Genomic DNA, 24,325 nt, shown 5'->3' on the forward strand with positions numbered 1-24,325 from the left:
CCGCGGCTTCAGTCCAGCAGGGTGCTCCTGACGGTGATGAAGCGGGTGATGGTGCCGAGCCAGCCGGGAGCGAGGCCGAGACCTCGCAGGAACAGGCAGCCGACCACCCGCGATACCCGGCCCTCGGCGTCCGCGAAGGGAAGCAGCAGGCGTTCGCAGGTCACCGGCGCCGCACCCCGCCGACGCAGTTCGTCGTCGGACCAGGTGACCTGACCGGTCGCACGGACCTTCTGGCAATCGGCTTCGAGGCGCTCGCTCCCCGGACCCAGGAGGGCCGCGCCGAGATGGCGGCCGGACAGGTCGACGCCGAGGGTCCGGACGAGGCCGCTGCCGAACCGCGTCAGGCGGGTCCCGGCATCGGTGAACTTGACCTCGAACATGTCCGGCAGCCAGGGGCCCAGCTCCGGCACGATGTCGATCGACCACACCGGCGGACAATCAGGCTCCCGCTGGTGGCTCAGCCAAAGCTCGTACATGCACCAGAGTCGCTGGTCGCCCGGATAGAAGCTGCTGAGGTTCCAGGAGAAGCCGTCGCCTATCCCGGCAGCCGCCACAGGGTTGGCGATGGAAGGTTCGCTGTAGAACCGTTCCCACTGAGCCGTGACGGTTTGCGCAATGGACATGAGGGCCTCGCCGGTAGGGGCGCCAGGGATCTTCCTGGCACACCGGAGATAAGCAGGAAGTATGCCACTCCGGAAAATTCAGGCTAAATCACCTGTTCCAAAACTGTGACCCATGGCGGGAAGAAGACGGACCCGGCCGGATGGGGCTACGGGACGGCAGATTCTGCCGGTGGGAAACTCCTGCCGGAACATGTAGCGGCACGCTGCGTTGCTTTTCCAGCGACCAGGGGCCCCGGGATCGCCGTTAGCCTTGTCAAAAAGCAAAAGCGAACAGGAGAAAACCAATGAATGCGATTTCGCGTTTTGCAACCGGCGCAGTCCTGCTGCTCGCCTTGGCCGGCTGCAGCGACAACATGATGGGACGGTCCGACCCGCCGGCCACCTCTCCCGCCGGCACCTCCACCAACGGCCTCGGCACCGACCAGCTGGTATGCCCGCCCGGAAGCCAGCAGCCGGAGTGCCTGCGCCCCCGGACCAATCCCGACGACTGATCCATCGGGATCACGGCGAGCAACGGGCCGGGGCCGCGATCAGCGGCGCCCGGCCCGGTGTCTCGTCATGAAGGTCGGCGGCTTGCGGGCCACCCATCGGACGAAGCGGGCGATCTCCGGATGCTCCCGCAGCCGTTCGACCGTATGGTAGTGGTCGCGCAGTTCCTTCTCGCTCAGCACCATGTGGATCTTGGCGTGGCAGATCCTGTGCAGGGCCACCGTCTCGGTTCCCTTGTAGGTGCGCGGCACGAGATGGTGGAGGTTCACGCTGGGTCCGGGAACCAGCGGACGGCCGCAGAGAGGGCAGTCGCCCCCGGCATCATTTCCCTCCGTCACCGCGGCCGGGCGAAGGCGCCATGGGCGCCCCCTCCCCCAGCGCGGGCAGGACAGGCTATTGCGCCGTCCACCCGCCGTCCATCGACAGGGAGGTGCCCGTCATGTTGGCGGCGGCATCGGAACACAGGAACACCGCGAGTTCGCCCAGTTGCTCCGGGGTCACGAACCGCTTCGACGGCTGCTTCTCCCCCAGGAGGTCGCGCGCCGCCTCCTCGCCGGTCAGGCCCTTGCGCTCGGCCAGGGCGTCGATCTGTTTCTGGACCAGCGGCGTCAGGACCCAGCCCGGGCAGATCGAGTTGGAGGTGATGCCGGTCTCCGCGTTCTCCAGCGCGATCACCTTGCTGAGCCCGATGACGCCGTGCTTGGCGGCGACATAGGCCGACTTGTTGACGCTGGCGACCAGACCGTGGGCCGACGCGATGTTGATGATGCGGCCCCACCCGCGTTGCTTCATCTGCGGCAGGGCGTAGTGGGCACCGTAGAAGACGGCGGACAGGTTGATCGCGATGACGGCCTCCCAGCGCTCGGCGGGAAACTCCTCCACCGGGGCGGTGAACTGGATGCCGGCATTGTTGACCAGGATGTCGACCTTGCCGAGTTCGGCGGTGGCATGGTCGATCAGCCCCTTGATCTGGTCGGGCTTGCTCATGTCGGCGCCATCATAGCCGACCTTGACGCCGAACCGGTCGGCGATGCCCTTCGTCAGCGAGGCGATGGCGTCGGCATCGCCGAAGCCGTTCAGCATCACGTCGGCTCCCTTGGCCGCCAGGGCCTCGGCGATGCCGAGGCCGATGCCGCTGGTGGAGCCGGTGACGACGGCGGTCTTGCCTTTAAGCATTCTTGATCTCCTTCGAGGGCGAGGCTGCGACAGGAGTGATAGACGCTGGTGCGGAACAGGCCAAGCACTTCGCTGTGCGCCCCGCCTAAACCTCCGCGGCGAAGGATCAGCGGGCGGGTGCCGGCTCCACCGGGACGACCACCGCGCCGGGCGGCAGCGGGCGGGCGTCGGCCGCCTTGCGCCGGCTCGACTCCGCGGCCCGGCTCTCCAGCACTTCGGCCAAATCCCCGGTCTCCAGCGTACGGCGCGGGCGGTCCAGGGGACCGGCGAGCGTCAGGCCGAAAGCCGGCAGCTCGGGATCGGCGAGCAGCTTGACGCCCAGGCCCAGGTCGAGCGACCAGTCGGCCAGGCTGGCCGAGCCGCCGGCGGTGATGTCGGCGTTCGGCGCCGTCATGGCGAGATCGTCCGACCGGACCACGCCCTGGTCGATCTTCAGGGTCCCGGCAAGCCGGTCGAACGGGCTTTCCCCGCCGGCCATGGCCCTGGCGAGCTGGTCGAGCGCCTGCTTCGGCTTGTCGCCCGCGGTCACCGCGGCCAGGGCGCCTTCCAGGTCCATCCCCGAGAGGGTGCCTTCCCGGACCACGACCCTGCCGGTGCCGCCGAGGGCGGCGACCATGGCCGCGGGGCTGTTCCCGACGGTATCGATATCCAGGTCGAGGTTGAGGACCCCGTCCGTGAGGTCGACTCCGGCCGGTCCGGTGCGGAGCCGGGCCAGGTCGGCATCGACGAGCGCCAGCTTGGCCGTGACCCGCGGGGGTGCGTCGGGGGCCGCCGTCAGGCTGCCGGACAGGCCGATCTGCCCCCCGAAAGCGCCGCCGTCGAGCTGTTCGACGGTGAGGGTACCGCCCTCCAGCCGGGCGCGGACGGCGGGGTCCGCCAGACGCCGGTCGCCCTGGACGATCGCGCGGGAGGTCAGCGCGAGCTTGCCGTCGATGGCCCGCAGCCAGTCGAGGGAGATCGGGGCCTCGGACCACAGGGTCCCTTCCGCCGCCAGGGCGGGCTGGATCAGCGAGGGAACGACCAGTGCCCGGGAGGATGCCTGGAGGAACTGGTCGATCACGATCTCGCCGGTCTGGAGGCGGGCGTCGATGACGGCGCGCTCGCCGGCGAGGTCGATCGTGGCTTCCCCCTGGACGCTGACCGGTCCGGCCGTCCCCTGAATCGCCGAGAGCGAGAGCGCCGAGTCGGAGCCCGCCACCTCCGCATAGACGTCGAACCCGCCGAGAGTGCCGGCCGGACGCCAGTCCGGGGCGAACAGCTGCCCCAGCCGGGCCGCGTCCGGATGGGTGGCCCGGACCTTCAGGTCGTAGTTGGGCGCGGTCGCGATCTGGCTGAGGCTGCCGCCCGCCTGGACGGACCCGCCGCCGCCCGCGAAGGTCAGGTCGAGCGCCAGCCGCTCCGGGTCGCCCGCCACCCTGCCCTTCAGGGCCGCCTCGCCCAGGCGGTCGGCGGCCGGCAGCGCCGACGGCCAGGATGCCGGGAAGGCGCGGCTGAGCGGAACCAGGGACCCGGCCTTAAGGTCGACCGAAAGGTCGATGTCGTCGAGCGGCTTCAGCTTCCTGATGCCGCCCTGGACCGTGCCGGACACGCCGGCGGCATCGGCCGCGCGGAACTGCCGGACCGACAGCGCCCCGTTCGACAGGGTGCCGTCGAAGCCGGCCTGCTGCACCGGGACGCCGGCGACGGTCAGGGTGCCGATCTCGGCGTTCAGGTTGGCGTCGAAGCCTTCGAGCCACCCGGCGAGATCGGGCCGGGCGACCCCTTCCGGCCGGACATGGACCTCCCCGGTGTCGGTCACCCCGGTGAGGTCCGGCGCGTAGGCGTCCAGGTTGAGGCGGTCGATCTCCAGCCGGGCGCCGAAGCCGGGGCGCCCGCGGTCCACATAGGCGACGCCGCCGGTCATCCGGGAGGTATCGACCCTGAGGTCCAGCCCGGCGAACTGGAAATTGCCGGGCCGCCCGGTCAGGCGGCTGGTCATGGAGAATTTGCGCAGCCGGTCGGCCGGGACGCGGTCCACCGAGTAGCCCAGCCACTCCAGCAGCGCCCTGAGATTGTCGGCGTTGGCATCGACCGAGACGTCCGCCACGGGCGACCCGCGTTCCGCCGCCAGCGTGCCGGTGACCGCGACGTCGGCGCCACCCGGCAGCAGGGCGGAAAGCCGGCGCAGCGTCATGGAGCCGTTCTCCAGGCCGGCATCCAGCCGCGCCTGCCGGACGATGTTGCCCCGGTAATTGAGCGCGTCGATGTTGAGCGCCAGCTTGGCCGTCAGGCCGGCGGGCAGCCGGAAGGCCGGCACGCCGTCTTCCCCCAGGGCCGCCCAGCTGTCCAGGTCGAACCGGTTGAAGGTCAGCACCAGCTCTCCCTGGGCTGGCCCGGCGGCGGCTCCGCTCGCCGGCCCCTGGGCCGCGCCCGGGGAGGACGCGCCTGCGGGATGGTACTTGAGCGCGCCGGTGCCTCGGGTGTCGCCGACCTGGAGTTCGATCCCGTTCAGCTCGACCAGCCGTGTCGAGGCGTTGACCGCGGTGCGGAAGGCGAAGGGCTGGCGCAGCACTCCCGGCAGTTCGGCCGACGGCGGCTCCCCGGCGGCCTTCAGCACCGCCTCGGTGGCCGGGCGCAGGTCCGGCCCCTCCGCCCGGAGGTCGCCCTGGACCCGCGCCTCCGCGCCAGTGATGACGATACCGGCGAACCGCAGGGTGCCGGCCGCGTCCGGCTGGCGGAGGGCGATCCGGACGGGCAGAGCGCCGCCCTCCCCCATCCTGCCGGCGGTCAGCTCGACCGCGAGCGGAACCCCGCGTGCCAGAACCGAGCCCTGGAGCTGGAACGGGCCGACGAGGCTTCCGGCGACGATCTGGGCATCGACCGACTCGATGCGCTCATGGATCGCGGCGGTCGCGTCGCGGTAAATGACCGTGCCGTTCTCGATCGTGACCTTGTCGAGCTGCACCGCCTCGGCGAGGTGGTTCGACGACAGCGCCGCATTGCCGGCCGGGGTGAAGTCCCAGTTGCGGCGACCGTCGCGCATGACCTCGAGCGCTATGACGGGCTCGATCAACGCGATGCTCTGCACCTGGATGCGTCCGCTCAGCAGCGGCATGAAGGCGACTCGGACATCCAGCTTGCGCAGCCGCGCCATGTCCGGCTCCGCTGCGCCGGGCAGGCTGGCGAGCCGGGCGCCGGCCACCGACAGGGTCGGCCGGGGCAGCAGGGCGAGGTCGATATTGCCGTCCAGGGTGACCGCGCGGCCGGTGGCGGCGCTGATCCTCTCGGCGATGTCCAGCTTGTAGCTGTTCCAGTCGATCAGGCTGGGAATGACGAGGACGGCGCCGACGACCAGCAGCAGAACGGCCAGGAATCCGATGAGAAGCTTCTTCACGAGGGGTCCGCCGATACCATTCGTTCCAGTGGCTCGCAGCGCCGGGGCCGGGTCCCGGTACCGCCGAGGGGGCGCCGTCCGTACTATAGATGCCGGTCCTATCCCGCTGCCGCCCGATTGGGCGAGTATGCGGGACCGGGTACCTGCGCTAAGCTAAAGAAGCAGGCGTGTTTAAGCAAACCACCATTGCTCCAAGTCGCAATTTCGGCTTACGCAAGGCGATTTGTAGGCACAGGCAACCAACAGGACGGGACCATCCCATGGGAGACGTCGTCAATCTGAACCGCTTCCGCAAGGCGCGGGAGAAGAGCGAACGGGAAGCCCAGGCGGCGGCCAACCGGGCGAAGCACGGCCGCACGCGCGAGCAGCGCGCCCGCGAGAAGGACGAGGCGGCACGGCGGACGAAGGAGCTGGAGGGAAAGAAAATAGACGATCCTGTCTAGTTAACGGAAAGCTAAGTTTGCAGAATCACGGCGTTGTGAAAGATTCGCTCTTACCCCAAAGGTAAAATGCGCTACATTGTCGCAGATCGCTGCCCAGTGTGGGCTTTTGGGGAGGCCACGATGACTTACGCTCCTAACAATGCGAACGGCTCGCACGCCGGCTCGTCTCACGCATCCGCTGTTCCGCACATCCGCTCCGTCAGCCTGGACCGCCCCTGGGCATGGCTTTCCGCGGGATGGGAGGACTTCAGCCGCGCCCCCATGGTCAGCCTGAGCTACGGCATCGGCCTGGTGGCCATCAGCTATATGCTCGTCCTCGGACTCTCGTCGGTCGGCCTCTTCTACCTGGTCTTGCCGATGGTGGCCGGCTTCATGCTGGTGGGACCGATCGTCGCGGTCGGCCTCTACGAGGTCAGCCGGCTGCACGGCGAGGGGCGGCCCGCCGGGCTGATGGACGCCTTCGGCGCCTATGCCCGCAACGCCGGCCAGATCGCCGGAATCGGGCTGGCCTTGATGCTGATGCTGCTGTTCTGGGTCCGGGTGGCCCTGCTGGTGTTCGCGCTGTTCTTCAGCTACCAGCCGCCGACCCTCGAAGGCTTCGTCAACACCGTCTTCTTCACCGAGCAGGGCATCCTGTTCCTGATCGTCGGCTCGGCCATCGGCGGCGTGATCGCCTCGGTCGTGTTCGCGGTCACCGCGCTCTCGATCCCGATGCTGCTGGACCGCGACACCGACCTGTTCACCGCGATCACCACCAGCATCGCCGGCGTCATGAAGAACTGGAAGACCATGGCCGGCTGGGCCGGGCTGATCGTCCTGTTCACCGCGGCCGGGCTCGCCACCGCCTTCATCGGCCTCGCCCTGGCGCTGCCGCTGATCGCCCACGCCAGCTGGCACGCCTACAAGGACATCGTCGGCGACTGAGCGGACGGGCCGGTCAGGTTCCGGCCGCGGATCCGAAGGGAACGAGGCGCGTCACATGGCCCATCTTGCGGCCGGGGCGCGCCTCGGCCTTTCCGTAGAGATGGAGCCGGGCGCCGGGTTCGGCCAGGAGTTCCTGCCACCGGTCCACGTCGGCGCCGATCAGGTTCTTCATCACGGCGTCGGCCGTCCGCTCGACCGATCCGAGCGGCAGGCCGCAGACGGCGCGGACCAGCTGCTCGAACTGGCTGGCGGCGCAGGCGTCGATGGTCCAGTGGCCGGAATTGTGCGGCCGGGGCGCCAGCTCGTTGACCAGCACCGCGCGATCGCGGGTGACGAACATCTCCACCGCCAGCACGCCGACGAACTGGAGCGCCTCGGCGATCCGGCAGGCGATCCGCCCAGCCTCGTCCGCGATCTCCGGCGCCACGGCGGCGGGCGCGATCGTCTCGTCCAGGATGTGGTTGGCGTGGCGGTTCTCGACCGCCGGATAGGCCGCCATGGCGCCGTCCTGCCCCCGGGCGACGATCACCGAGACCTCCAGCGCGAAATCGACGAACCCTTCCACGATGGCGTCCACGCCGCCGATGCTTTTCCAGGCGTCCACGGGCGCCACGTCGCCGGTCAGCTTGACCTGGCCCTTGCCGTCGTAGCCCATGCGGGCCGACTTCATCACGCAGGGCGTCCCGATCTCCTGGAAGGCGGACGCGGCCTGGCCGGGGCAGCGGGCCGGCCGCCAGGGCGCCGTGGCGATGCCGAGGCGGTTGACGAAGTCCTTCTCCAGCAGGCGGTCCTGGGCGATGGCGAGCACGCCGGGGCCGGGATGGACCGGGACGAACTTGGCGAGGAAGGCGACGGTCTGGACCGGAATGTTCTCCCACTCCAGCGTGACCACGTCGACCGAGCGGGCGAACCGGGCCAGCGCCTCGTGGTCGCCGTAGCCGGCCACGGTCTCAGCCGCCGAGACCTGGGCGCACGGGCTGTCGGAGTCGGGCGAGTAGACATGGGTCCTGTAGCCCAGCCGGGCCGCCGCCAGCGCCGTCATCCGGCCGAGCTGCCCGCCGCCGAGCATGCCGATGGTGCCGCCCGGGGCGACGGTCCGCACGGGACCTCCCGTCACGGGGCCGGTCATGGCGCGGCCTCCGCCGGGATCTCGGCCACGGCGCCGGTCTGCCGTTCGCGCCATGCGTCGAGCGCCCGGGCGATGCCCGCGTCGGACAGGGCCAGGACGGCGGCCGCCAGCAGGGCTGCGTTGATGGCGCCCGGCTTGCCGATCGCCAGCGTCCCGACGGGAATGCCGCCGGGCATCTGGACGATCGACAGCAGGCTGTCCATGCCTTTCAGGGAATGGCTCTCGATCGGCACGCCGAACACCGGCAGCGGGGTCATCGCGGCGGCCATGCCCGGCAGGTGGGCGGCGCCGCCGGCCCCGGCCACGATCACCTTGATGCCGCGGTCGCGGGCGCCCGAGGCGTATTCGTAGAGGCGTTGCGGCGTGCGGTGGGCCGAGACGATGCGGGCCTCGAACGGGACGCCGAGCGCATCAAGGACATCGGCGCCATGCTTCATGGTCGGCCAGTCGGACTGGCTGCCCATGATGATGCCGACCAGCGGCGCCGGGGCGGAATCGGGGATCGGTGTTGCGTTGGCGCTGGTCACTGTGGGCGGCCCGATGCTCGAAGTTTGGAAAACGGCGATTATAGGAACGCGGGGACGCGGGGCAAGCCCGCCCCGCCCGTCAGGCGATGATGTCGGGCAGCAGCCGGCTTTCCAGCCGGGCGATCTGGTCCTTGAGCAACAGCTTGCGTTTCTTCAGCCGCTGGATCTGGAGCTGGTCGAAGGGGGCCTGCTCGCCGATGCGGGCGATCACATCGTCGAGGTCGCGGTGCTCGCTGCGAAGCGACGCCAGCTTCTGCTGCAATATTTCCTGTTCATTCATCGGTAGGTACGCATCTTCGTGCAAAGCCGGGGCCGCCCGGACCGATCGGGGCCGGGATGTCGAGGGCGCGTTATAACAGAATTCGGCGCCACCCGTGAGACCCTTGCATGGGTGGTTGCGGCATTGGCGCTGTTTGGTAACACTGCCCTGGCCCTCTACGGGGCCTCGACACCGGTCACAGCGAAAGACGGGCGGACATGAAGGGTGAAAAGCGCATCGGCATCCTGACCAGCGGCGGCGACTGCGCGGGTCTCAACGCGGTGATCCGCGCGGTGGTCCACCGGGCGACGCTGACCTATGGATGGCAGGTGATAGGTATCAAGGAAGGCACCATGGGCCTGCTGTCCCGGCCGGTCCAGTACGAGGTGCTCGACCTGGACATGGTCGGAAGCTCCATGATGCGCCAGGGCGGGACGATCCTGGGCACCACCAACCGGGGAAACCCGTTCGCCTTCCCCATGTCCGACGGGACCGTGAAGGACCGCAGCGCCGAGATCGCCGGTGGCTACCGGGAGATGGGGCTGGACGCGCTGATCGGCATCGGCGGCGACGGCAGCTTCGCGATCCTGCGGAAGCTGGCCCAGCAGTGCGGCATGAACCTGGTCGGCGTGCCCAAGACGATCGACAACGACCTCGGCCTGACGGAGGTGTCGGTCGGCTACGACACCGCCGTCGCGGTCGCGACCGAGGCGCTGGACCGGCTCCAGCCGACGGCGGCCAGCCATGCCCGCGTCATGGTGCTGGAGGTGATGGGCCGCGACGCGGGCCACATCGCGCTGGCGGCCGGCATCGCCGGCGGCGCCGACGTGATCCTGATCCCCGAGATCCCGTTCCAGATGGACCGCATCGCCGACAAGATCCGGCAGGTCCGCAACCAGGGCCGGAACTTCGCGCTTGTCGTGGTGTCGGAAGCCGTCAAGACCACCGAGGGCAAGGAGATCCAGAAGGAATACCAGGGCGGCGAGAAGCGTTTCGGCGGCATCGGCAACTATATCGGCGAGCAGATCGCCGCGGCCACCGGCGCCGAGACCCGCGTGACGGTGCTGGGCCATGTCCAGCGCGGCAGCATGCCCAGCCCGCGCGACCGGCTGATCGCCTCCGCCTTCGGCGTCCATGCGGTCGACCTGATCGCCGAGGGCAAGTTCGACCGCATGGTCGCTTGGTCGAACCGCGAGGTGATCGACGTCTCGATCGAGGACGCCATCGCCCGCTACCAGGCGGTCGAGCTGGACGGCGCGCTGGTCAAGACCGCGCGCGGCCTGGGCATATGCCTTGGCGACTGACGGCGCAGGAGAGCCGGCGGCGGACCCCGCCGGTGACCTGTGGCGGTTCGCCCTGGCGCTCTACGGCCGGCCGGGGGTGTCGGGCCACTGCCTGATGCTCCAGGATCGGCACGGATGCGACGTGACGGTGCTTCTGTTCGCGGCCTGGGCCGGGGCCGCGCGCGGCATCGGCCTGTCGGCGCGGGACCTGGGGGCGGCCCGCGCTGCGGTAGAGGCCTGGCACGGCGAGGTGGTCCGGCCGCTGCGCGCGGTCAGGCGCCGGCTGAAGCAGGGTCCGCCGCCCGCCCCGACCGGGCGGACCGGCGAACTGCGCGCCAGGATCCAGACGATCGAGATCGAGGCCGAGCGGATCGAGCTGGAGGTGCTGGCCGGCTGCCTGCCCGTCCCGGCTGCATCGCGGGGACGGCCCTCGCCGGAGTTGGTGCTCGCCAACCTGGAACTCGCGGCCCCCGGCCTGGAGGGGGAAAGCCGGGACGCGCTCCGCGCCGTCGCCGAAACGGCATACTCAATCGGCGGCGCCATCGAACTTTAGGCTCGTCAAGGAGTTTCCTGAAGATATCGAAGCTTCAGCGTCTATTCTGTCATGGGACTGCAATGGATGCGGGCGGGGCGAAATCTTCGAGGAAAGCACCGGCGCGATGATGGAACTGATGTTCACCCTGAAAGGCTGCACTCCGACCGTCGAAGAACGCGCACGGCGCCTGCTGAAGTACGAACTGGGATACGAAGAGGCCGGATCGACGGTGACGGTGGCGACGCTGTTCGCCCGGTGCCACGTGGACCCCGGCGAGACCGCCCAGCACCTGATGCGCATCCCGCCGCACGATGCGGTCGATCATCTGGCCGACTGGATCCACAGTTTCCAGATCGATGGCGAGTTCTGCCCGGAGCCGAAGGCCCTGGCCACAGTGGCGCTCCGCCATGCCGGACGGGCGGTGTGAACCGGCTCCAAGGTAGACGGGGAATGCACGCTCGGGCATAATCGGGGAACGTGCAGGAGACGGCGGAAGGCAGCCATGCCTCTTGATATCAAGGACCCGGAAGCTGACCGCCTGGCCAGCGAGCTCGCGCGGCGGCGCGGAGTGAGCGTCGCCGAAGCCGTGTTGGCGGCCCTTCGGGAGCAGATCAGGCGCGAAGACGAGAAGAGCAATTCGAGCGTCACTGCTGGAGAACTTCTCGAAATCGGCAAACGCTACAGCAGCCTTCCCATTCTGGACGACCGGCCCGAGGAGGAAATCCTTGGCTACGACCAGCAAGGCCTCCCGCGACGATGATCGTAGATACCTCCGCGGTCATCGCGATTCTCGAGCTTGAACCCGAGGCTGCCGACTTCGCGGGTCTCATCGCGAAGGCCGAAACCCCTTGGATCTCTGCAGTTGCCGTAGTCGAGGCTGGTATGCTGGCGGATAGCCGACGTGGCCCGGCGGGTGCCGATGAATTGGACAGGTTTCTCGTCCGGGCCAGGTTTCAAATCGTACCGTTCGACCATGTCCAAGCTCGGATCGCACGTCTGGCATTTCGCCGGTACGGCAAGGGCCGCCACCCGACCAGCCTGAATTTGGGCGATTGCATTGCCTATTCCCTGTCAAAGGCTTCCGGCAAGCCTCTTCTGTCCAAAAGGCAATGATTTCGGCAAAACCGATGTAATCACCTGCTTACCCACGTCCCCGCTCCCCGTACAAGACGAGCCTATGGCATAGGACCCCGCCCGCGCCTGACGCCGCCCTCTTCCGCAGGTTCGCCCCAGCGGCGGACCAGGCCGGCGTCCAGGTCGAACATGTCCAGGACCCGGCCGACGGTGTGGTCGATCAGGGCATCCACCGAGTCCGGGCGCGCATAGAGGGCCGGGACCGGCGGGGCGATCACGGCGCCCATCTCGGCGAGCGACACCAGCGTGCGCAGATGGCCGAGATGGAGCGGGGTTTCGCGGACCATCAGGACGAGGCGGCGGCGCTCCTTCAGGACCACGTCGGCCGCCCGGGTCAGCAGCGTCGAGGTGACGCCGGTGGCGATCTCGCTCATGGTCCGGATCGAGCACGGCGCCACCACCATGCCCAGGGTGCGGAAACTGCCGCTGGAGATGGCGGCGCCGATGTCCTGGATCGGATAGGCCACGGTCGCCAGCGCGCGCACGTCGGCGACCTTCAGGTCCGTCTCGCACGCCAGGGTCACTTCCGCCGACCGGCTCATCACCAGATGGGATTCGACGCCGAGCCGGTTGAGCGCCTCCAGCAGGCGGACGCCGTACATGACGCCGGACGCGCCGCTGATCCCGACGACGAGGCGGAGCGGGCGGCCGGCGGCGATGTCATCCATGGCGGATCAGTCTACCGTCTCGTCCAGGTCGGAGCCGTAGCCGCCGGCATATTTGCCGCGGTCGTGATCGTCGTCGTCGTGGCCGGCCGCGCCGGGCTCGTCGGCGAAGCCGGAGCCGGAGCCGGTCCCGCCTTCGCCCTCGTACTCCTCGTCCTCGCCCTGCTCGTCCGCCATCACGACCGGGGCGCCGCCCGGGCGGCGGATCGTGGCGATCGCCTCCTCCAGCTCGCGCTGGGTGCACAGGCCGAGCAGCACGGGGCTGCGCGGCTTGATGTTGGGCGTGTTCCAGTGGGTCCGGTCGCGCACGGCGGCGATGGTCGGCTTGGTCGTGCCGATCAGGCGGCTGACCTGGGCGTCGGAGAGGTCGGGGAACTGCTTGACGATCCAGGCGATGGCGTCAGGCTTGTCGCCGCGCTTGGTCACCGGGGTGTAGCGCGGCCCCTTGGAACGGGCGACCGGCTGCGGCAGGTCCTGGACGAGCAGCCGGAGCTTGGCGTCGGGATCCTTCTCGCACCGCTCGATCTCCTCCTTGGAGAGCTGGCCGTTGGCGATCGGGTCCAGCCCGACCATGCCGACCGCCACTTCGCCGTCGGCGATCGCCTTGATCTCCAGCGAGTGAAGGCCACAGAAGGCTGCGATCTGCTCGAAGGTGAGCGCGGTGTTCTCGACCAGCCAGACGGCGGTCGCTTTCGGCATCAATGGCAGGGGCATCGGTCCTCCGGAAACTCTCTGGCTGGCTCGTCGTTGCGCAAGCGCGACCCTTGATATCCAATATAGGGTGTCGGGACAGCGTCGGCGAGCAGGTTGGTCGTCTATGGCGTGTATGTATCTATGGCGTGTATGTACTTGAGGCCCGTCCGGGCCTTCAACTCAGGTGTCGAAGGTCAGGACGATCTTGCCGATGTGGCTGCTGGTCTCCATCAGGGCGTGGGCGGCGGCGGCCTCCCGGAACGGGTATGTCTTGTGGATCAGCGGCTTGACCTGGCCCGCCTCGATCAGCGGCCAGACCTTCTCCCGCAGGGACGCGGCGATGCGGCCCTTGTCGGCCACGGTGCGCGGCCGCAGGGTCGAGCCGGTCAGCGTCAGCCGCTTGACCATCACGGGCGTCATGTTCAGCGTGACCTTGGAGCCGCCCAGGAAAGCGATGCTGACATGCCGGCCGTCGGGCGCCATGCAGTCGATGTCGCGCTGGACATAGTCGCCGCCGACCATGTCGAGCACCACGTCCACGCCCTTGCCACCGGTCAGTTCCTTGACGACGGCGGCATAGTCCTCGGTCTTGTAGTCGATCGCCCGGTCGGCGCCGAGCCGCTCGCAGGCCCGGCACTTGTCGGCGCTGCCGGCGGTCGTGAAGACCCGCGCGCCGAACGCCTTGCCCAACTGGATGGCCGTCGTCCCGATGCCGCTGGAGCCGCCATGGATCAGCAGGGATTCGCCCTCCGCCAGGCGACCACGGTCGAAAACGTTGGTCCAGACGGTGAAGAAGGTCTCCGGAACGCCGCCGGCCTCGGTCAGGCTCAGCCCCCGGGGGATCGGGAGCACCTGGGGAGCGGGCGTCACGCAGAACTCGGCATAGCCGCCGCCCGGCGTCAGGGCGCAGACCTGCTGGCCGACCTGGAGGTCCGCGACACCGGAGCCGACTGCCGCGATCTCGCCGGCCACCTCTAGGCCGGGAAGGTCGGAGGCGCCGGGCGGCGGCGGATAGGCCCCCTGGCGCTGAAGCACGTCGGGCCGGTTGACGCCGGCCGCCGAGACACGGATCAGCACCTCGCCCGGCCCGGGCTGGGGAACCGGTCGGGTCGTCGGTCGCAGCACGTCGGGACCGCCGGGGGCGGAGATCTCGATCGCGGTCATGGTGTGCGGCAGGGCGGAGGCCATGGGCTTCCTCTTGTAGGCTTCGATCGATTGCGGGATAGATTGCACATGTACCCCTCGGGGAAGGTCGATACAAGCGGACTCGGGGGGAACGCACCCTGATTTACCCCGGACCGCCCCCTGGGCGGCCCCGGACCAAGCGAAGCGGGAGGACGAGACGTGAACCTGGAAGACCTGGAACCGGCGAAGAAGCCGGCCGCCAAGAAGGACCTGACGGTGATGTCGATCGACGAGCTGAGGGACTACATCGCCACCCTGCAGGGCGAGATCGAGCGGGCGGAAGGCGCCATCGCCGCCAAGCAGGCGCACCGCAGCGGCGCCGAGTCCTTCTTCAAGAAGTAGGAACGCGGGCGGCCGTCATGCGGTGCCCCTTCAGGGGTCCTGTGGAGGGCCGCCCTTCCCGTCCCCGTCCTGGAGCTTTTCGGCGTGGCGGTGCATCGCGCGGAAGGTCCGGGAGACAAACTGGCGGCGCAGCAGGATCATGACGACCCACAGGGTGGCGGCCATGAACAGGTATGGACCGATGAACCAAGTCAGCGCCGCCAGCGCGAAGTAATAGGCCCGCAGCCCGCCGTTGAAGCTGGCCCCGGCCAGGCTCAGCACGGTGCCGATCTCCTCCGCGTAGGCGTCGCGGTCGGCCGGGGTCAGCGGCGGCATCGGCGCGCTGCCCATCATGGCGCAGCAGTAATTGTACTGGCGGATCGCCCAGGTGAACTTCATGAAGCCGAAGATGAAGATGCCGAACAGCAGCAGGATCTTCATCTCGAAGAACTCGCGGCTGACCGGGCTGGCGAAGCTGAGCTGGCTGAGCATGCCGTGCGCCGCGTCGACCGAGCCGAGAAGCCCGACGAGGCCGGCCAGCACCAGCATCGAGGTGGAGGCGAAGAAGGTCACGGAATGGATGGTGTGCCCGACCAGGGCGGTATCCATGATCCGGTTCTCGCGGTCCAGCATCCGGCGCATCCATTCGCCCCGGAGCAGCTTGAGGTGCTGGTTGACGCCCCAGAGGCCGCTGGCGAGATGGTCCATGACCAGCGTGTAGCTGCACCACGCGGCCAGGAACAGGCCGAACGCGGCCAAGTCGGGCATCGAGACGTCCTGCGGCATCATGGCCCTTCGGGGGATCGGAGCCTGGAGAATTCGGCGAGGACGAAGACGCGGATGGCACTGGACAGGTTGCCGGAGCGGCCCTCGTCGATCTGCTCGATCAGGGCGTTGACCGAGACGCCCCGGGAAGCCGCGATGTCCTTGAGCGCGTCCCAGAAGGCGGCCTCGAGCGAAACGCTGGTCGAGTGTCCGGCGATGGTGACCGAGCGTTTCCTGATCGCGCTGTCCATGAACCTTCCGAGATTGCCGTCCAGGGAGGCCGGAGGGTGCCGCCCGCCGGTCCCTTCCCCGCGGGGAGAAGGTGCCGGCGGGCGGGTGCGAGTGCCGTCAGCGCGGACCGATCATGTCCAGGGGGCGGACCCACTGGTCGAACTGCTCCGGCGTCAGCAGGCCGAGCGCCACGCCGGCCTCGACCAGGGTGGTGCCTTCCTTGTGCGCCTTCTTGGCGATCTTGGCGGCATTGTCGTAGCCGATATGCGGGTTGAGCGCCGTCACCAGCATCAGCGACTCGTTCATCAGCTTGGTCACGCGGTCGATGTTGACCTCGATCCCGACCACGCAGTTGTCGGTGAAGCTGCGGGCGGCATCGGCCAGCAGCCGGACCGACTGCAGGAAGTTGTAGATGATGACCGGCTTGAAGACGTTCAACTCGAAATGGCCGTTGGCGCCGGCGAAGGTGACCGCGGTGTGGTTGCCCATGACGTGGGCGCAGACCATGGTCATGGCCTCCGACTGGGTCGGGTTGACCTTGCCCGGCATGATCGACGAGCCGGGCTCGTTCTCCGGCAGGCTGATCTCGCCGATGCCGCAGCGCGGGCCCGACCCCAGCAGGCGGATGTCGTTGGCGATCTTGAACAGCGACACCGCGACGGTGTTGAGCGCGCCCGAGCCTTCGACCAGCGCGTCGTGGGCGGCCAGCGCCTCGAACTTGTTCGGCGCGGTGACGAAGGGGAGTCCGGTGATCTGCTCGACGTTCTTCGCGAAATCCTCGGCGAAGCCCTTCTTGGCGTTGAGGCCGGTGCCGACCGCGGTGCCGCCCTGGGCCAGCTGCAACAGGCGCGGCAGCATGGCCTTGACCCGCTCGATGCCGTAGGCGACCTGGGTCGCGTAGCCCGAGAACTCCTGGCCGAGGGTCAGCGGCGTCGCGTCCTGGAGATGGGTGCGGCCGATCTTGACGATCTCGGCGAATTCCTTCGCCTTGGCGTCCAGGGCCGAATGCAGGTGCTCCAGCGACGGCACCAGCTCGTGGTGGACCTGCTCGACCGCGGCGATGTGCATGGCGGTCGGGAAGCTGTCGTTGGACGACTGGCCCATGTTGACGTGGTCGTTGGGATGGACCGGCTTCTTGGAGCCCATCTCGCCGCCCAGGATCTCGATCGCGCGGTTCGAGATCACCTCGTTGGCGTTCATGTTGGTCTGGGTGCCGGAGCCGGTCTGCCAGACCACCAGCGGGAAATGGTCGATCAGCGTGCCGTCGATCACCTCCTCCGCCGCGTCGAGCATGGCCTGGCCGATCTTGGCGTCGAGCACGCCGAGCGACATGTTGGCCATCGCCGCGGCCTTCTTCTGGATGCCCAGGGCCCGGACCAGGGGAGCCGGCATGCGCTCGCCGCCGATCTTGAAGTTCTGCAGCGACCGCTGGGTCTGCGCGCCCCAGTAGCGGTCGGCCGGTACTTCGATGGGACCGAAACTGTCGGATTCGGTGCGAAACGCTGGCTTGTCGGCCATGGACTGGTTCCCCCGGGAGATGGTGTCTTCGATTGACCGGGGTTTTACCACAGCCTCGCCCCGGAACAAGCGGCGAGGGAGCGGTGGCGGCGGCGGGTCAGCTTATGCCGCACCCGGGCGGCTGGGCCGTCGCCAGTTTGATATTGACAGTATGTTGGTAGATCTATCTCGGCCTTGGCCTTTTGAGGTACCATCGCGCTCGGCACGGGGGCGCCAAACGGAACAGGCCGGCGTTGGGGCTGCCTGTCCCGCGATTCCTTGACTGGGTTTCCACTCTCCGGCGGTTCATTATCCCGCAATCGACCATCGAGCAGTTCCGGGGCAAACCTGCAGAAGATGCATACGCTAGAGTCGAAAGATCCGAAGAACGGCATCGCTCCCGACGAGAGGCACTATGCGCGCCTGCTCCAGGGCATGCTCGACAGCGCGTTCATCGGGCTGATGGCCTTCCGCTCGGTCCGGGACCCGGAGGGGCGCATCATCGATTTCGAATGGGTGCTGGTCAACGCCGCGGCGGAAGCGATGATCGGCCGGCCGGCGCTCACCCTGATCGGCCAGCGGCTGCTCGAGGAAATGCCCGGCAACCGCATCGACGGCCTGTTCGACGCCTATGCCGGCGTGGTGGAGAGCGGCGACCCCTGGGAAGGCGAGCGCTGGTACGACCATGACGGCATCCGGAGCTGGTTCACGATCCGGGCGGCGCGGCTGGAGGACGGCTTCGCCGTGACCTTCGCCGACATCACGGAGGCCAAGCGGGTCGAGCGCGAGCTGCTGGACAGCCGGGAACTTCTGACCCTGGCCCTCCAGGCCGGGCGCGACGGCATCTGGGACTGGGACCTGCGGACCGGGCGGATCTGGTTCTCCCCCCAGTGGAAGGCGCAGCTGGGATATGCCGACCACGAGATTCCGAACACGCTGGAGGCCTGGGGCAAGCTGATCCTGCCCGAGGACAAGGCGGAAGCGCTCCGGCTGGTCGAGGACTACAATTCCGGCCGGGTGGACGGCTTCGAGACGGTCCAGCGGTTCCGGCACAAGCGCGGGCATATCGTCTATATCTACAGCCGGGCGATCCATGTGCTCGATGCCGGCGGCAAGGCAGTGCGCATGGTCGGCGCGCACACCGACATCACCCAGCAGAAATCCTCGGAGGAGGCGGCGCGGCGGGCCGAGCAGCGCCTGCGCGAGGCGATCGACGCGATCCCCGACGGCTTCGTCCTGTTCGACGCCGACGACCGGCTGGTGATCTGCAACGAGCGCTACTGCACCATCTACGGCATGGCGCCGGACGCCTTCCGGCCCGGCATGAGCTTCGCCGAGATCCTGAGGCTCTATGCCGAGGAGGTCAGGCCGGACGAGGCGACCGGGCATCCCGGCGGGATCGACGGCTGGATCCGCGACCGCATGGAGGTCCACGAGAACCCCGGCACCCTGATCGAGCGCCGGCTGGACGACGGCCGCTGGCTGCGGATCGAGGAGCGTCGCACGCGCGACGGCGGCATCGTCGGGACGCGGAGCGACATCACCTGGATGAAGGACCAGGAACGCAGGCTGCGCGAGCAGGCACAGCTTACCGAAGCGATCCTCGACGCGATCCCGGTGAACGTCTTCGTCAAGGACGAGGCCCGGCGCTTCGTGCTGTTCAACCGCCACTTCGCCAACTACATCCAGCGCGACAAGGACTCGCTGATCGGGCGGACGGCCTACGACATATTCGACGCGCAGACCGCCGAGCGGCTCGACGCGGAGGACCGGCAGGTGCTCCAGGAGGGCGCCCTGCTGAATTCGGTCATCGACCTGGAAATCGGCGGGAAGGCCCGCACCCTGCTGGCCCACAAGCATGTCGAGTTGCTGGGCGAACGCCGCCTGCTGATCGGCTCGTCGGTGGACATCACGCACCGGCGGGAGGCCGAGAAGGCCCTGGCGGAGAGCGAGGCCCGGTTCCGCGACCTGATCGAGGGATCGATCCAGGGCATCGTGATCCACCGCGGCTTCCGCCCCCTGTTCGTCAACGGCGCCTTCGCGCGGATGCACGGCTACGGGTCGGCCGACGAGGTCATGGCCCTGCCCTCGCTGCTCTCCCTGCTGACGGAGGAGCGCCGCGCCGAGGCGGCCGCGGGCCTGGCCAGCCTGATGGACGGTTCCGATACCGACGCGCTGGGCGCGCGCGAGCCGCACCTGCGCAAGGACGGCGCGCTGATCTGGGTCGATGTCCAGGGCCGGGTGGTCGACTGGATGGGCGAGCCGGCGCTCCAGGTCACCGTGATCGACGTGACCGACCGCAAACGGTTCGAGGACGAGCTGGAGCGCGCCCGGCGCGACGCGGACGAGCAGCGCGAGCGGGCGGAGGCGGCCAACCGGGCGAAGTCCCAGTTCCTGGCGATGATGAGCCACGAGCTTCGGACTCCCATGACCGGCGTGCTGGGGATGATCGACCTGCTGCTGGGCGGCGACCTGCCGGAAGAGCAGCAGGGCTTCGTCGAGGTGCTGCGCACGTCGGCCGGCACGCTGATGAACATCCTGAACGACATCCTGGACTTCTCGAAGATCGAGGCCGGGCAGCTCCGGCTGGAGACGATCGAGTACCGGCCCCGGGACGTGATCGACGAGGTGGTCCGGCTGTTCGCGGCGCGGGCGTCGGCGAAGGGCGTCGGGCTCCATGTCACGGTGGGCAGCAGGATGCCGGCCGTCGTCCGGGGCGACCCGACGCGGCTGCGCCAGGTGCTGTTCAACCTGGTGGGCAACGCGATCAAGTTCACGGAGCGCGGGCGGATCACCGTGCTGGCCGACCGGGAGGGCGCGCCGGAGCCCGGCGGCGGGCCGGAACTGTCCTTCGAGGTCGTCGATACCGGCATCGGCATGACGCAGGAGGAGCAGGCGCGCCTGTTCGAGGCCTTCGTCCAGGCCGACAGCTCGACCACCCGGCGGTTCGGCGGGACCGGGCTGGGGCTCGCGATCTGCCGCCGCCTGGTCACGGCCATGGGCGGGGAGATCGGGGTCCGGAGCAATCCCGGCAGCGGCTCCGCGTTCCGGTTCACCATCCGGGCGGAAGCCGCGGTGCTGCCGGCGGCGTCCCCGCGGCCGTCGCGGACGGTGCCGGAGGCGTCGCGGACCTGCCGGGTGCTGCTCGCGGAGGACAGCGACATCAACAGGATGATGATTTCGACCGGGCTCCAGCGCATGGGGCACTCGGTCGAGGCGGTGGCGAACGGGCAGCTGGCCCTGGAGGCGGCGGCGCGCGAGCGGTTCGACATCGTGCTGATGGACATGCAGATGCCGGTGATGGACGGCCCGGCGGCGGCGCGGGCGATCCGCGAGCTGGACCCGCCGTTCCGGTCGGTGCCGATCGTGGCGCTGACGGCGGACGCGATGCCGGAGAACCGCGAAACCTATGCCGCGGCCGGGCTGGACGGGTTCCTCACCAAGCCCATCGAATGGGCGAGGCTGTCCGCCGTCATCGTCGATCTGGTCGACCGCTGCGAGGCGGCAACGCCGGCCGCGGAACTCGGCGCGGCGGCCGGCATGGCGGCGAAGCTCAACGAGCTCGCCCGGGCGGTGGGCCGGGAGAACCTGGACACGATGCTGGCGGTGGTTCCCGACGCGGCCCGGCGCGAACTGGCGCGCCTGCGCGGGGCGGGCGACAACCGTGCCGAGGCCGTGGGCGCCGCCCACAGCCTGCACGGGCTGGCCGCCAATTTCGGCCTGGAGCGGCTGCGCCGGCTGGCCGAGGCGGTGGAGTCCGGACGGATGCCGGCGGACGGCGCGGGCGACCAGATCGCGGAGGCGATCGACGAGTGCGAGGCGACGATCGCCGGATGGCGGGAGACCTCGCGGGCGGCCTCATAGCGGTTCGCCCGGGGCCGACCCGCGGGATCCAACCGGGATCGCGGGAACTCAGACCCGGATCACCTTGCCCGGGTTCATGATGTTCTTCGGGTCGAGCGACTGCTTGACCATGCGCATGACGCTGACCGCCTCGCCGTGCTCGGCGGGCAGGAAGTGCATCTTGCCGTAGCCGACGCCGTGCTCTCCGGTGCAGGTGCCGCCCATGGCGAGCGCCCGCATCACCATGCGCTCGTTCAGCTCCGCGGCTTCCGCGAGTTCGGCCGGGTTGGCGGGATCGACCAGGTAGACCAGGTGGAAATTGCCGTCGCCGACATGGCCGACCAGGGGCGCCGTCAGGCTGGACGCCGCGATGTCCGCCTTGGTGTCGACGATGCACTCGGCGAGGCGGGAGATCGGCACGCAGACGTCGGTAGGCCAGCCCTTGGAGCCGGGACGGAGCGCCAGCGCCGCGTAGTAGGCTTCGTGCCGGGCCTGCCATAGGCGGGAGCGGTCCTCCGGGCGCGCCGCCCACTGGAAGTCGGTGCCGCCGAACTCCTCCGCGATGGCGGAGACCATCTCGGCCTGCTCCTTGACGCCGGCCTCGGTCCCGTGGAACTCGAAGAACAGGGTCGGGGCGACCTTGTAGTCCAGTTTGCTGTAGGCGACGACCGCGCCCATCTGGACCTCGTCCAGCAACTCGATGCGGGCCACGGGAATGCCGGACTGGATCGTCGCGATGACGGTATCGACGGCGTCCTTGATCGTCGGGAACGGGCAGACCGCGGCGGAGACCGCCTCCGGGATGCCGTAGAGGCGCAGGGTCACCTCGGTGATGACGCCCAGCGTGCCCTCGGCGCCGACGAACAGGCGGGTCAGGTCGTAGCCGGCGGCGGACTTGCGGGCGCGCCCGCCGGTCCTGACGATGCGGCCGTCGGCCATCACCACGGTCAGCCCCAGCACGTTCTCCCGCATGGTGCCGTAGCGCACCGCGTTGGTGCCGCTGGCCCGGGTCGATGCCATGCCGCCCAGCGAGGCGTCGGCGCCGGGATCGATCGGGAAGAACAGGCCGGTGTCGCGCAGATGCTCGTTGAGCTGCTTCCGGGTCACGCCGGCCTGGACCGTCACGTCCAGGTCCTCCGGGCTGACGCGCAGCACGGCGTTCATGCCGGAAAGGTCGATGCAGACGCCGCCGCGCAGGGCCGCGACGCCGCCCTCCAGCGAGGTGCCGGTGCCGAACGGGATGACCGGGGTATCGTGCCGGGCGCAGGCCGCGACGACGGCCGCGACCTCCTCCGTGCTCCGGACGAAGGCGACCGCGTCGGGCGGGACGACGGGATGGTAGGACTCGTCCTTGCCATGGTGCTCCCGGACCGCGGCCGAAGTGCTCAGCCGCTCGCCGAGCAGGGCTCGAAGCTCCTCGATCAGGGCTGCGTCGGCGGGAGCGCGGGACTCCACGGCATGCGCGGGGGCGGTCATGGCGATTTCCTCAAGCTGGCGTTTTCCGGCAGCCTAAGGGAGCGGGCCTGCCGCCGCAAGGGCATGTGGTGATACCAATTCCCGGAGCGGATCCTCACTTGCCGGGATCCAGCCCCTCGTAATAGGCCGCCAGCGCCTCGATCTCCGCATCGGTCAGCGGTTTGGCGACGACGTTCATCACCTCGCTCTTGCGCGCTCCGCTGCGGAAGAGCTCGAGTTGCTGGACCATGTAGAGGGATTTCTGGCCGGCCAGGTTGGGGAACACCGGCGACGTCCCGATGCCGTCGCGGCCGTGGCAGGTGACGCAGGTGCCCAGTTTCGGGACGTTTGATGTCTGGGCCGGAGCCTGGGCGGCGGCGACGAGGGGAGTGAACGCGATGGTGGAGGCCAGCACGGCGGCAGGCAACTTCATGACGACCCCGGAAACTGCTTCAGGAAATCCCGGGGCGCGGACCGCCGCGCCCCGGGGTGGCAGGCGTTACTGGCCTTCGTAGGAGATGCGGTAGATCGCGCCGGCCGTGTCGTCCGAGACCAGGAGCGAGCCGTCCAGGTATTGCTGGACGTCGACCGGGCGGCCGAGATACTCGCCGGTTTCCTCGTCCAGCCAGCCCGACGCGAACACTTCCGTGCCCGCCGCCTTGCCGTCGGCGCCGATCCGGGTGAACATGATCCGGGCGCCGATCGGGGTGGTGCGGTTCCAGGAGCCGTGCTGGGCGCTGAAGATGCCGCCCCTGTACTGCGCCGGGAACATCTTGCCGCTGTAGAAGGTCAGCCCCAGGTCGGCCGCGTGGGCATCCATCTCCACTTCGGGGAAGACGAGATCGGCCGGCGGCTCGTCCTTCGACCAGTCCTCCGTGCGGACCTTGCCGCCGCCGTACCAGGGATGGCCGAAATTCTGGCCGGCCTGGGTTACCCGGTTGATCTCGCCCGGCGGGATGTCGTCGCCCATGCCGTCCACCTGGTTGTCGGTGAACCAGAGGATCTTGTCGGCGGGATTGAAGGCGATCCCGACCGAGTTTCGGATGCCGCGGGCATAGGTCTCCTGCGCGGTGCCGTCCCGGTTCATGCGCTGGATGGTGCCGTAGGGGTCCATGTTCGACCCCTTCTCGTTGGGCCACACGTTGTAGGGCTGCCCCAGCGAGACGTAGAGCTTGTTGTCGGGGCCGATCGTGCAGACCCGGGCGCCGTGGTTGAAGTGCTCCTCCTCCTTGGGCAGGAACTGCTCCTTGACGACCTGCACCGCGACGTCGGGACCCTCGTAGAAGAATTCGACCGCCGGGAAGGCCAGCACGCGGTTATGCTCGGCGACATAGAGGATGCCGTCGGGGCTCATGCACATGCCGTTGGGGATCTTGAAATTGACGCTGGGCGCGAAGCGCTTGACCTCCTCGGCGTGGCGGTCCTTGTCGCGATCGGTCACCGCCCAGACGTCGGTCTTTCGTGTCCCGACATAGACGGCGCCGACATTGCGGCCGACCGCCATATGCCGGGCGTCGGGCACGATCGCGTAGACGTCGATCTTGAATCCGGGAGGAAGCTTGATCTTCTCCAGGTTCTTGCGGAGTTGAGCCACTTTGGCCGGGTCCTGGGGCACCGTCTTGAGCGTCAGGTCCGTCCCGGTGGTCCGGAAATCCTGGAGGCGGTTCAGATTCTCCTGGGCCAGCGCGGGCGCGCCGGCAAGGCAGGTTCCAAGCAGAAGGCAGCCGACGAAAGTCCTTAGACCAGGCATAAGTGTCTCCTCCCGATTGTTTCAC

At 68.9% G+C, this 24,325-nt stretch carries 26 protein-coding genes; 10 read left to right on the forward strand and 16 right to left on the reverse strand.

Annotation, left to right across the window (positions count from 1 at the left end):
• Positions 1-8: 8 nt before the first annotated feature.
• Positions 9-623, reverse strand: coding sequence for a PAS domain-containing protein (locus tag JL101_RS19235; protein ID WP_203097775.1), 615 nt, complete (start codon positions 621-623; stop codon positions 9-11).
• A gap of 284 nt (positions 624-907) precedes the next feature.
• On the opposite strand from JL101_RS19235, the gene JL101_RS19240 reads away from it, so the two are divergent.
• Positions 908-1,114 carry a hypothetical protein gene (locus JL101_RS19240; RefSeq protein WP_203097774.1) on the forward strand — a complete coding sequence of 69 codons (207 nt, stop codon included), beginning with the start codon at positions 908-910 and terminating at the stop codon, positions 1,112-1,114.
• Between the two features lie 39 nt (positions 1,115-1,153).
• Here the strand turns inward: JL101_RS19240 and JL101_RS19245 are convergent, their stop codons facing one another.
• From JL101_RS19245 to JL101_RS36540, 3 genes are all read right to left on the reverse strand, one after another.
• Positions 1,154-1,381, reverse strand: a complete 228-nt coding sequence (locus JL101_RS19245) for an HNH endonuclease (RefSeq protein ID WP_228434976.1) — start codon at positions 1,379-1,381, stop codon at positions 1,154-1,156.
• Positions 1,382-1,505: 124 nt separating this feature from the next.
• The gene (locus JL101_RS19250) at positions 1,506-2,288 is read right to left on the reverse strand and encodes a 3-hydroxybutyrate dehydrogenase (RefSeq protein WP_201078417.1); all 783 of its coding nucleotides are present in this window, start codon (positions 2,286-2,288) and stop codon (positions 1,506-1,508) included.
• A 106-nt stretch (positions 2,289-2,394) separates the two neighbouring features.
• Complete coding sequence (locus tag JL101_RS36540; protein ID WP_203097773.1) at positions 2,395-5,661, reverse strand: AsmA family protein; 3,267 nt, start codon at positions 5,659-5,661, stop codon at positions 2,395-2,397.
• 260 nt (positions 5,662-5,921) lie between these two features.
• On the opposite strand from JL101_RS36540, the gene JL101_RS19265 reads away from it, so the two are divergent.
• Both JL101_RS19265 and JL101_RS19270 read left to right on the forward strand, forming a co-directional pair.
• Positions 5,922-6,104, forward strand: coding sequence for a DUF4169 family protein (locus tag JL101_RS19265; RefSeq protein WP_203097772.1), 183 nt, complete (start codon positions 5,922-5,924; stop codon positions 6,102-6,104).
• Between the two features lie 120 nt (positions 6,105-6,224).
• Entirely contained in the window at positions 6,225-7,028 is an 804-nt protein-coding gene (locus JL101_RS19270; RefSeq protein ID WP_203097771.1) for a DUF2189 domain-containing protein, read from the forward strand.
• 13 nt (positions 7,029-7,041) lie between these two features.
• Here the strand turns inward: JL101_RS19270 and JL101_RS19275 are convergent, their stop codons facing one another.
• The 3 genes from JL101_RS19275 to JL101_RS19285 all read right to left on the reverse strand — a co-directional run bounded on the left by JL101_RS19275 (position 7,042) and on the right by JL101_RS19285 (position 8,964).
• The gene (locus tag JL101_RS19275; protein ID WP_203097770.1) at positions 7,042-8,157 is read right to left on the reverse strand and encodes a 5-(carboxyamino)imidazole ribonucleotide synthase; all 1,116 of its coding nucleotides are present in this window, start codon (positions 8,155-8,157) and stop codon (positions 7,042-7,044) included.
• The gene (gene purE, locus JL101_RS19280; protein ID WP_203097846.1) at positions 8,154-8,621 is read right to left on the reverse strand and encodes a 5-(carboxyamino)imidazole ribonucleotide mutase; all 468 of its coding nucleotides are present in this window, start codon (positions 8,619-8,621) and stop codon (positions 8,154-8,156) included. Before purE ends, JL101_RS19275 begins: the two co-directional genes overlap by 4 nt.
• Positions 8,622-8,763: 142 nt before the next feature.
• Complete coding sequence (locus JL101_RS19285; RefSeq protein WP_158046558.1) at positions 8,764-8,964, reverse strand: YdcH family protein; 201 nt, start codon at positions 8,962-8,964, stop codon at positions 8,764-8,766.
• A 197-nt stretch (positions 8,965-9,161) separates the two neighbouring features.
• Here JL101_RS19285 and JL101_RS19290 point away from each other — a divergent pair, with 197 nt between their 5' ends.
• From JL101_RS19290 to JL101_RS19310, 5 genes are all read left to right on the forward strand, one after another.
• Positions 9,162-10,247: an ATP-dependent 6-phosphofructokinase gene (locus tag JL101_RS19290; protein WP_203097769.1), complete on the forward strand. Its 1,086-nt coding sequence runs from the start codon at positions 9,162-9,164 to the stop codon at positions 10,245-10,247.
• Complete coding sequence (locus tag JL101_RS19295) at positions 10,237-10,779, forward strand: TIGR02444 family protein (RefSeq protein ID WP_228434978.1); 543 nt, start codon at positions 10,237-10,239, stop codon at positions 10,777-10,779. The genes JL101_RS19290 and JL101_RS19295 overlap by 11 nt, the downstream gene beginning before the upstream one ends.
• Before the next feature lie 106 nt (positions 10,780-10,885).
• Positions 10,886-11,188 (forward strand): hypothetical protein, encoded by a 303-nt coding sequence (locus JL101_RS19300; RefSeq protein WP_203097768.1) that lies wholly within the window; start codon positions 10,886-10,888, stop codon positions 11,186-11,188.
• A gap of 75 nt (positions 11,189-11,263) precedes the next feature.
• Positions 11,264-11,521 (forward strand): type II toxin-antitoxin system VapB family antitoxin, encoded by a 258-nt coding sequence (locus JL101_RS19305; protein ID WP_203097767.1) that lies wholly within the window; start codon positions 11,264-11,266, stop codon positions 11,519-11,521.
• The gene (locus tag JL101_RS19310; RefSeq protein ID WP_228434980.1) at positions 11,518-11,874 is read left to right on the forward strand and encodes a type II toxin-antitoxin system VapC family toxin; all 357 of its coding nucleotides are present in this window, start codon (positions 11,518-11,520) and stop codon (positions 11,872-11,874) included. Before JL101_RS19305 ends, JL101_RS19310 begins: the two co-directional genes overlap by 4 nt.
• Positions 11,875-11,936: 62 nt before the next feature.
• On the opposite strand, the gene JL101_RS19315 is transcribed toward JL101_RS19310, so the two are convergent.
• From JL101_RS19315 to JL101_RS19325, 3 genes are all read right to left on the reverse strand, one after another.
• Complete coding sequence (locus tag JL101_RS19315; protein WP_203097766.1) at positions 11,937-12,563, reverse strand: UbiX family flavin prenyltransferase; 627 nt, start codon at positions 12,561-12,563, stop codon at positions 11,937-11,939.
• Between the two features lie 6 nt (positions 12,564-12,569).
• A complete protein-coding gene (locus JL101_RS19320) occupies positions 12,570-13,274 on the reverse strand; it encodes a DUF1013 domain-containing protein (RefSeq protein WP_203097765.1) in 705 nt (234 codons plus the stop codon).
• A 159-nt stretch (positions 13,275-13,433) separates the two neighbouring features.
• Positions 13,434-14,441: an NAD(P)H-quinone oxidoreductase gene (locus JL101_RS19325; RefSeq protein ID WP_203097764.1), complete on the reverse strand. Its 1,008-nt coding sequence runs from the start codon at positions 14,439-14,441 to the stop codon at positions 13,434-13,436.
• Positions 14,442-14,597: 156 nt separating this feature from the next.
• Here JL101_RS19325 and JL101_RS19330 point away from each other — a divergent pair, with 156 nt between their 5' ends.
• Positions 14,598-14,780, forward strand: coding sequence for a DUF1192 domain-containing protein (locus JL101_RS19330; protein WP_203097763.1), 183 nt, complete (start codon positions 14,598-14,600; stop codon positions 14,778-14,780).
• A 30-nt stretch (positions 14,781-14,810) separates the two neighbouring features.
• Here JL101_RS19330 and JL101_RS19335 read toward each other — a convergent pair whose 3' ends face one another.
• From JL101_RS19335 to fumC, 3 genes are all read right to left on the reverse strand, one after another.
• Positions 14,811-15,527 carry a DUF599 domain-containing protein gene (locus tag JL101_RS19335; RefSeq protein ID WP_203097762.1) on the reverse strand — a complete coding sequence of 239 codons (717 nt, stop codon included), beginning with the start codon at positions 15,525-15,527 and terminating at the stop codon, positions 14,811-14,813.
• A 17-nt stretch (positions 15,528-15,544) separates the two neighbouring features.
• The gene (locus JL101_RS19340) at positions 15,545-15,775 is read right to left on the reverse strand and encodes a ribbon-helix-helix domain-containing protein (RefSeq protein ID WP_203097761.1); all 231 of its coding nucleotides are present in this window, start codon (positions 15,773-15,775) and stop codon (positions 15,545-15,547) included.
• A 97-nt stretch (positions 15,776-15,872) separates the two neighbouring features.
• A complete protein-coding gene (gene fumC / locus JL101_RS19345) occupies positions 15,873-17,273 on the reverse strand; it encodes a class II fumarate hydratase (RefSeq protein ID WP_203097760.1) in 1,401 nt (466 codons plus the stop codon).
• 336 nt (positions 17,274-17,609) lie between these two features.
• On the opposite strand from fumC, the gene JL101_RS19350 reads away from it, so the two are divergent.
• On the forward strand, positions 17,610-21,116 hold the full coding sequence (locus tag JL101_RS19350; protein ID WP_203097759.1) for a PAS domain S-box protein: 3,507 nt from the start codon (positions 17,610-17,612) through the stop codon (positions 21,114-21,116).
• A gap of 48 nt (positions 21,117-21,164) precedes the next feature.
• Here JL101_RS19350 and JL101_RS19355 read toward each other — a convergent pair whose 3' ends face one another.
• From JL101_RS19355 to JL101_RS19365, 3 genes are all read right to left on the reverse strand, one after another.
• Positions 21,165-22,571 (reverse strand): FAD-linked oxidase C-terminal domain-containing protein, encoded by a 1,407-nt coding sequence (locus tag JL101_RS19355; RefSeq protein WP_203097758.1) that lies wholly within the window; start codon positions 22,569-22,571, stop codon positions 21,165-21,167.
• 94 nt (positions 22,572-22,665) lie between these two features.
• On the reverse strand, positions 22,666-22,983 hold the full coding sequence (locus JL101_RS19360) for a c-type cytochrome (RefSeq protein WP_203097757.1): 318 nt from the start codon (positions 22,981-22,983) through the stop codon (positions 22,666-22,668).
• A gap of 66 nt (positions 22,984-23,049) precedes the next feature.
• Positions 23,050-24,300: a PQQ-dependent sugar dehydrogenase gene (locus JL101_RS19365; RefSeq protein WP_203097756.1), complete on the reverse strand. Its 1,251-nt coding sequence runs from the start codon at positions 24,298-24,300 to the stop codon at positions 23,050-23,052.
• Positions 24,301-24,325 lie beyond the last annotated feature (25 nt).

Source organism: Skermanella rosea, from assembly GCF_016806835.2.
In the GTDB taxonomy this organism is placed as follows: Bacteria; Pseudomonadota; Alphaproteobacteria; order Azospirillales; family Azospirillaceae; genus Skermanella; species Skermanella rosea.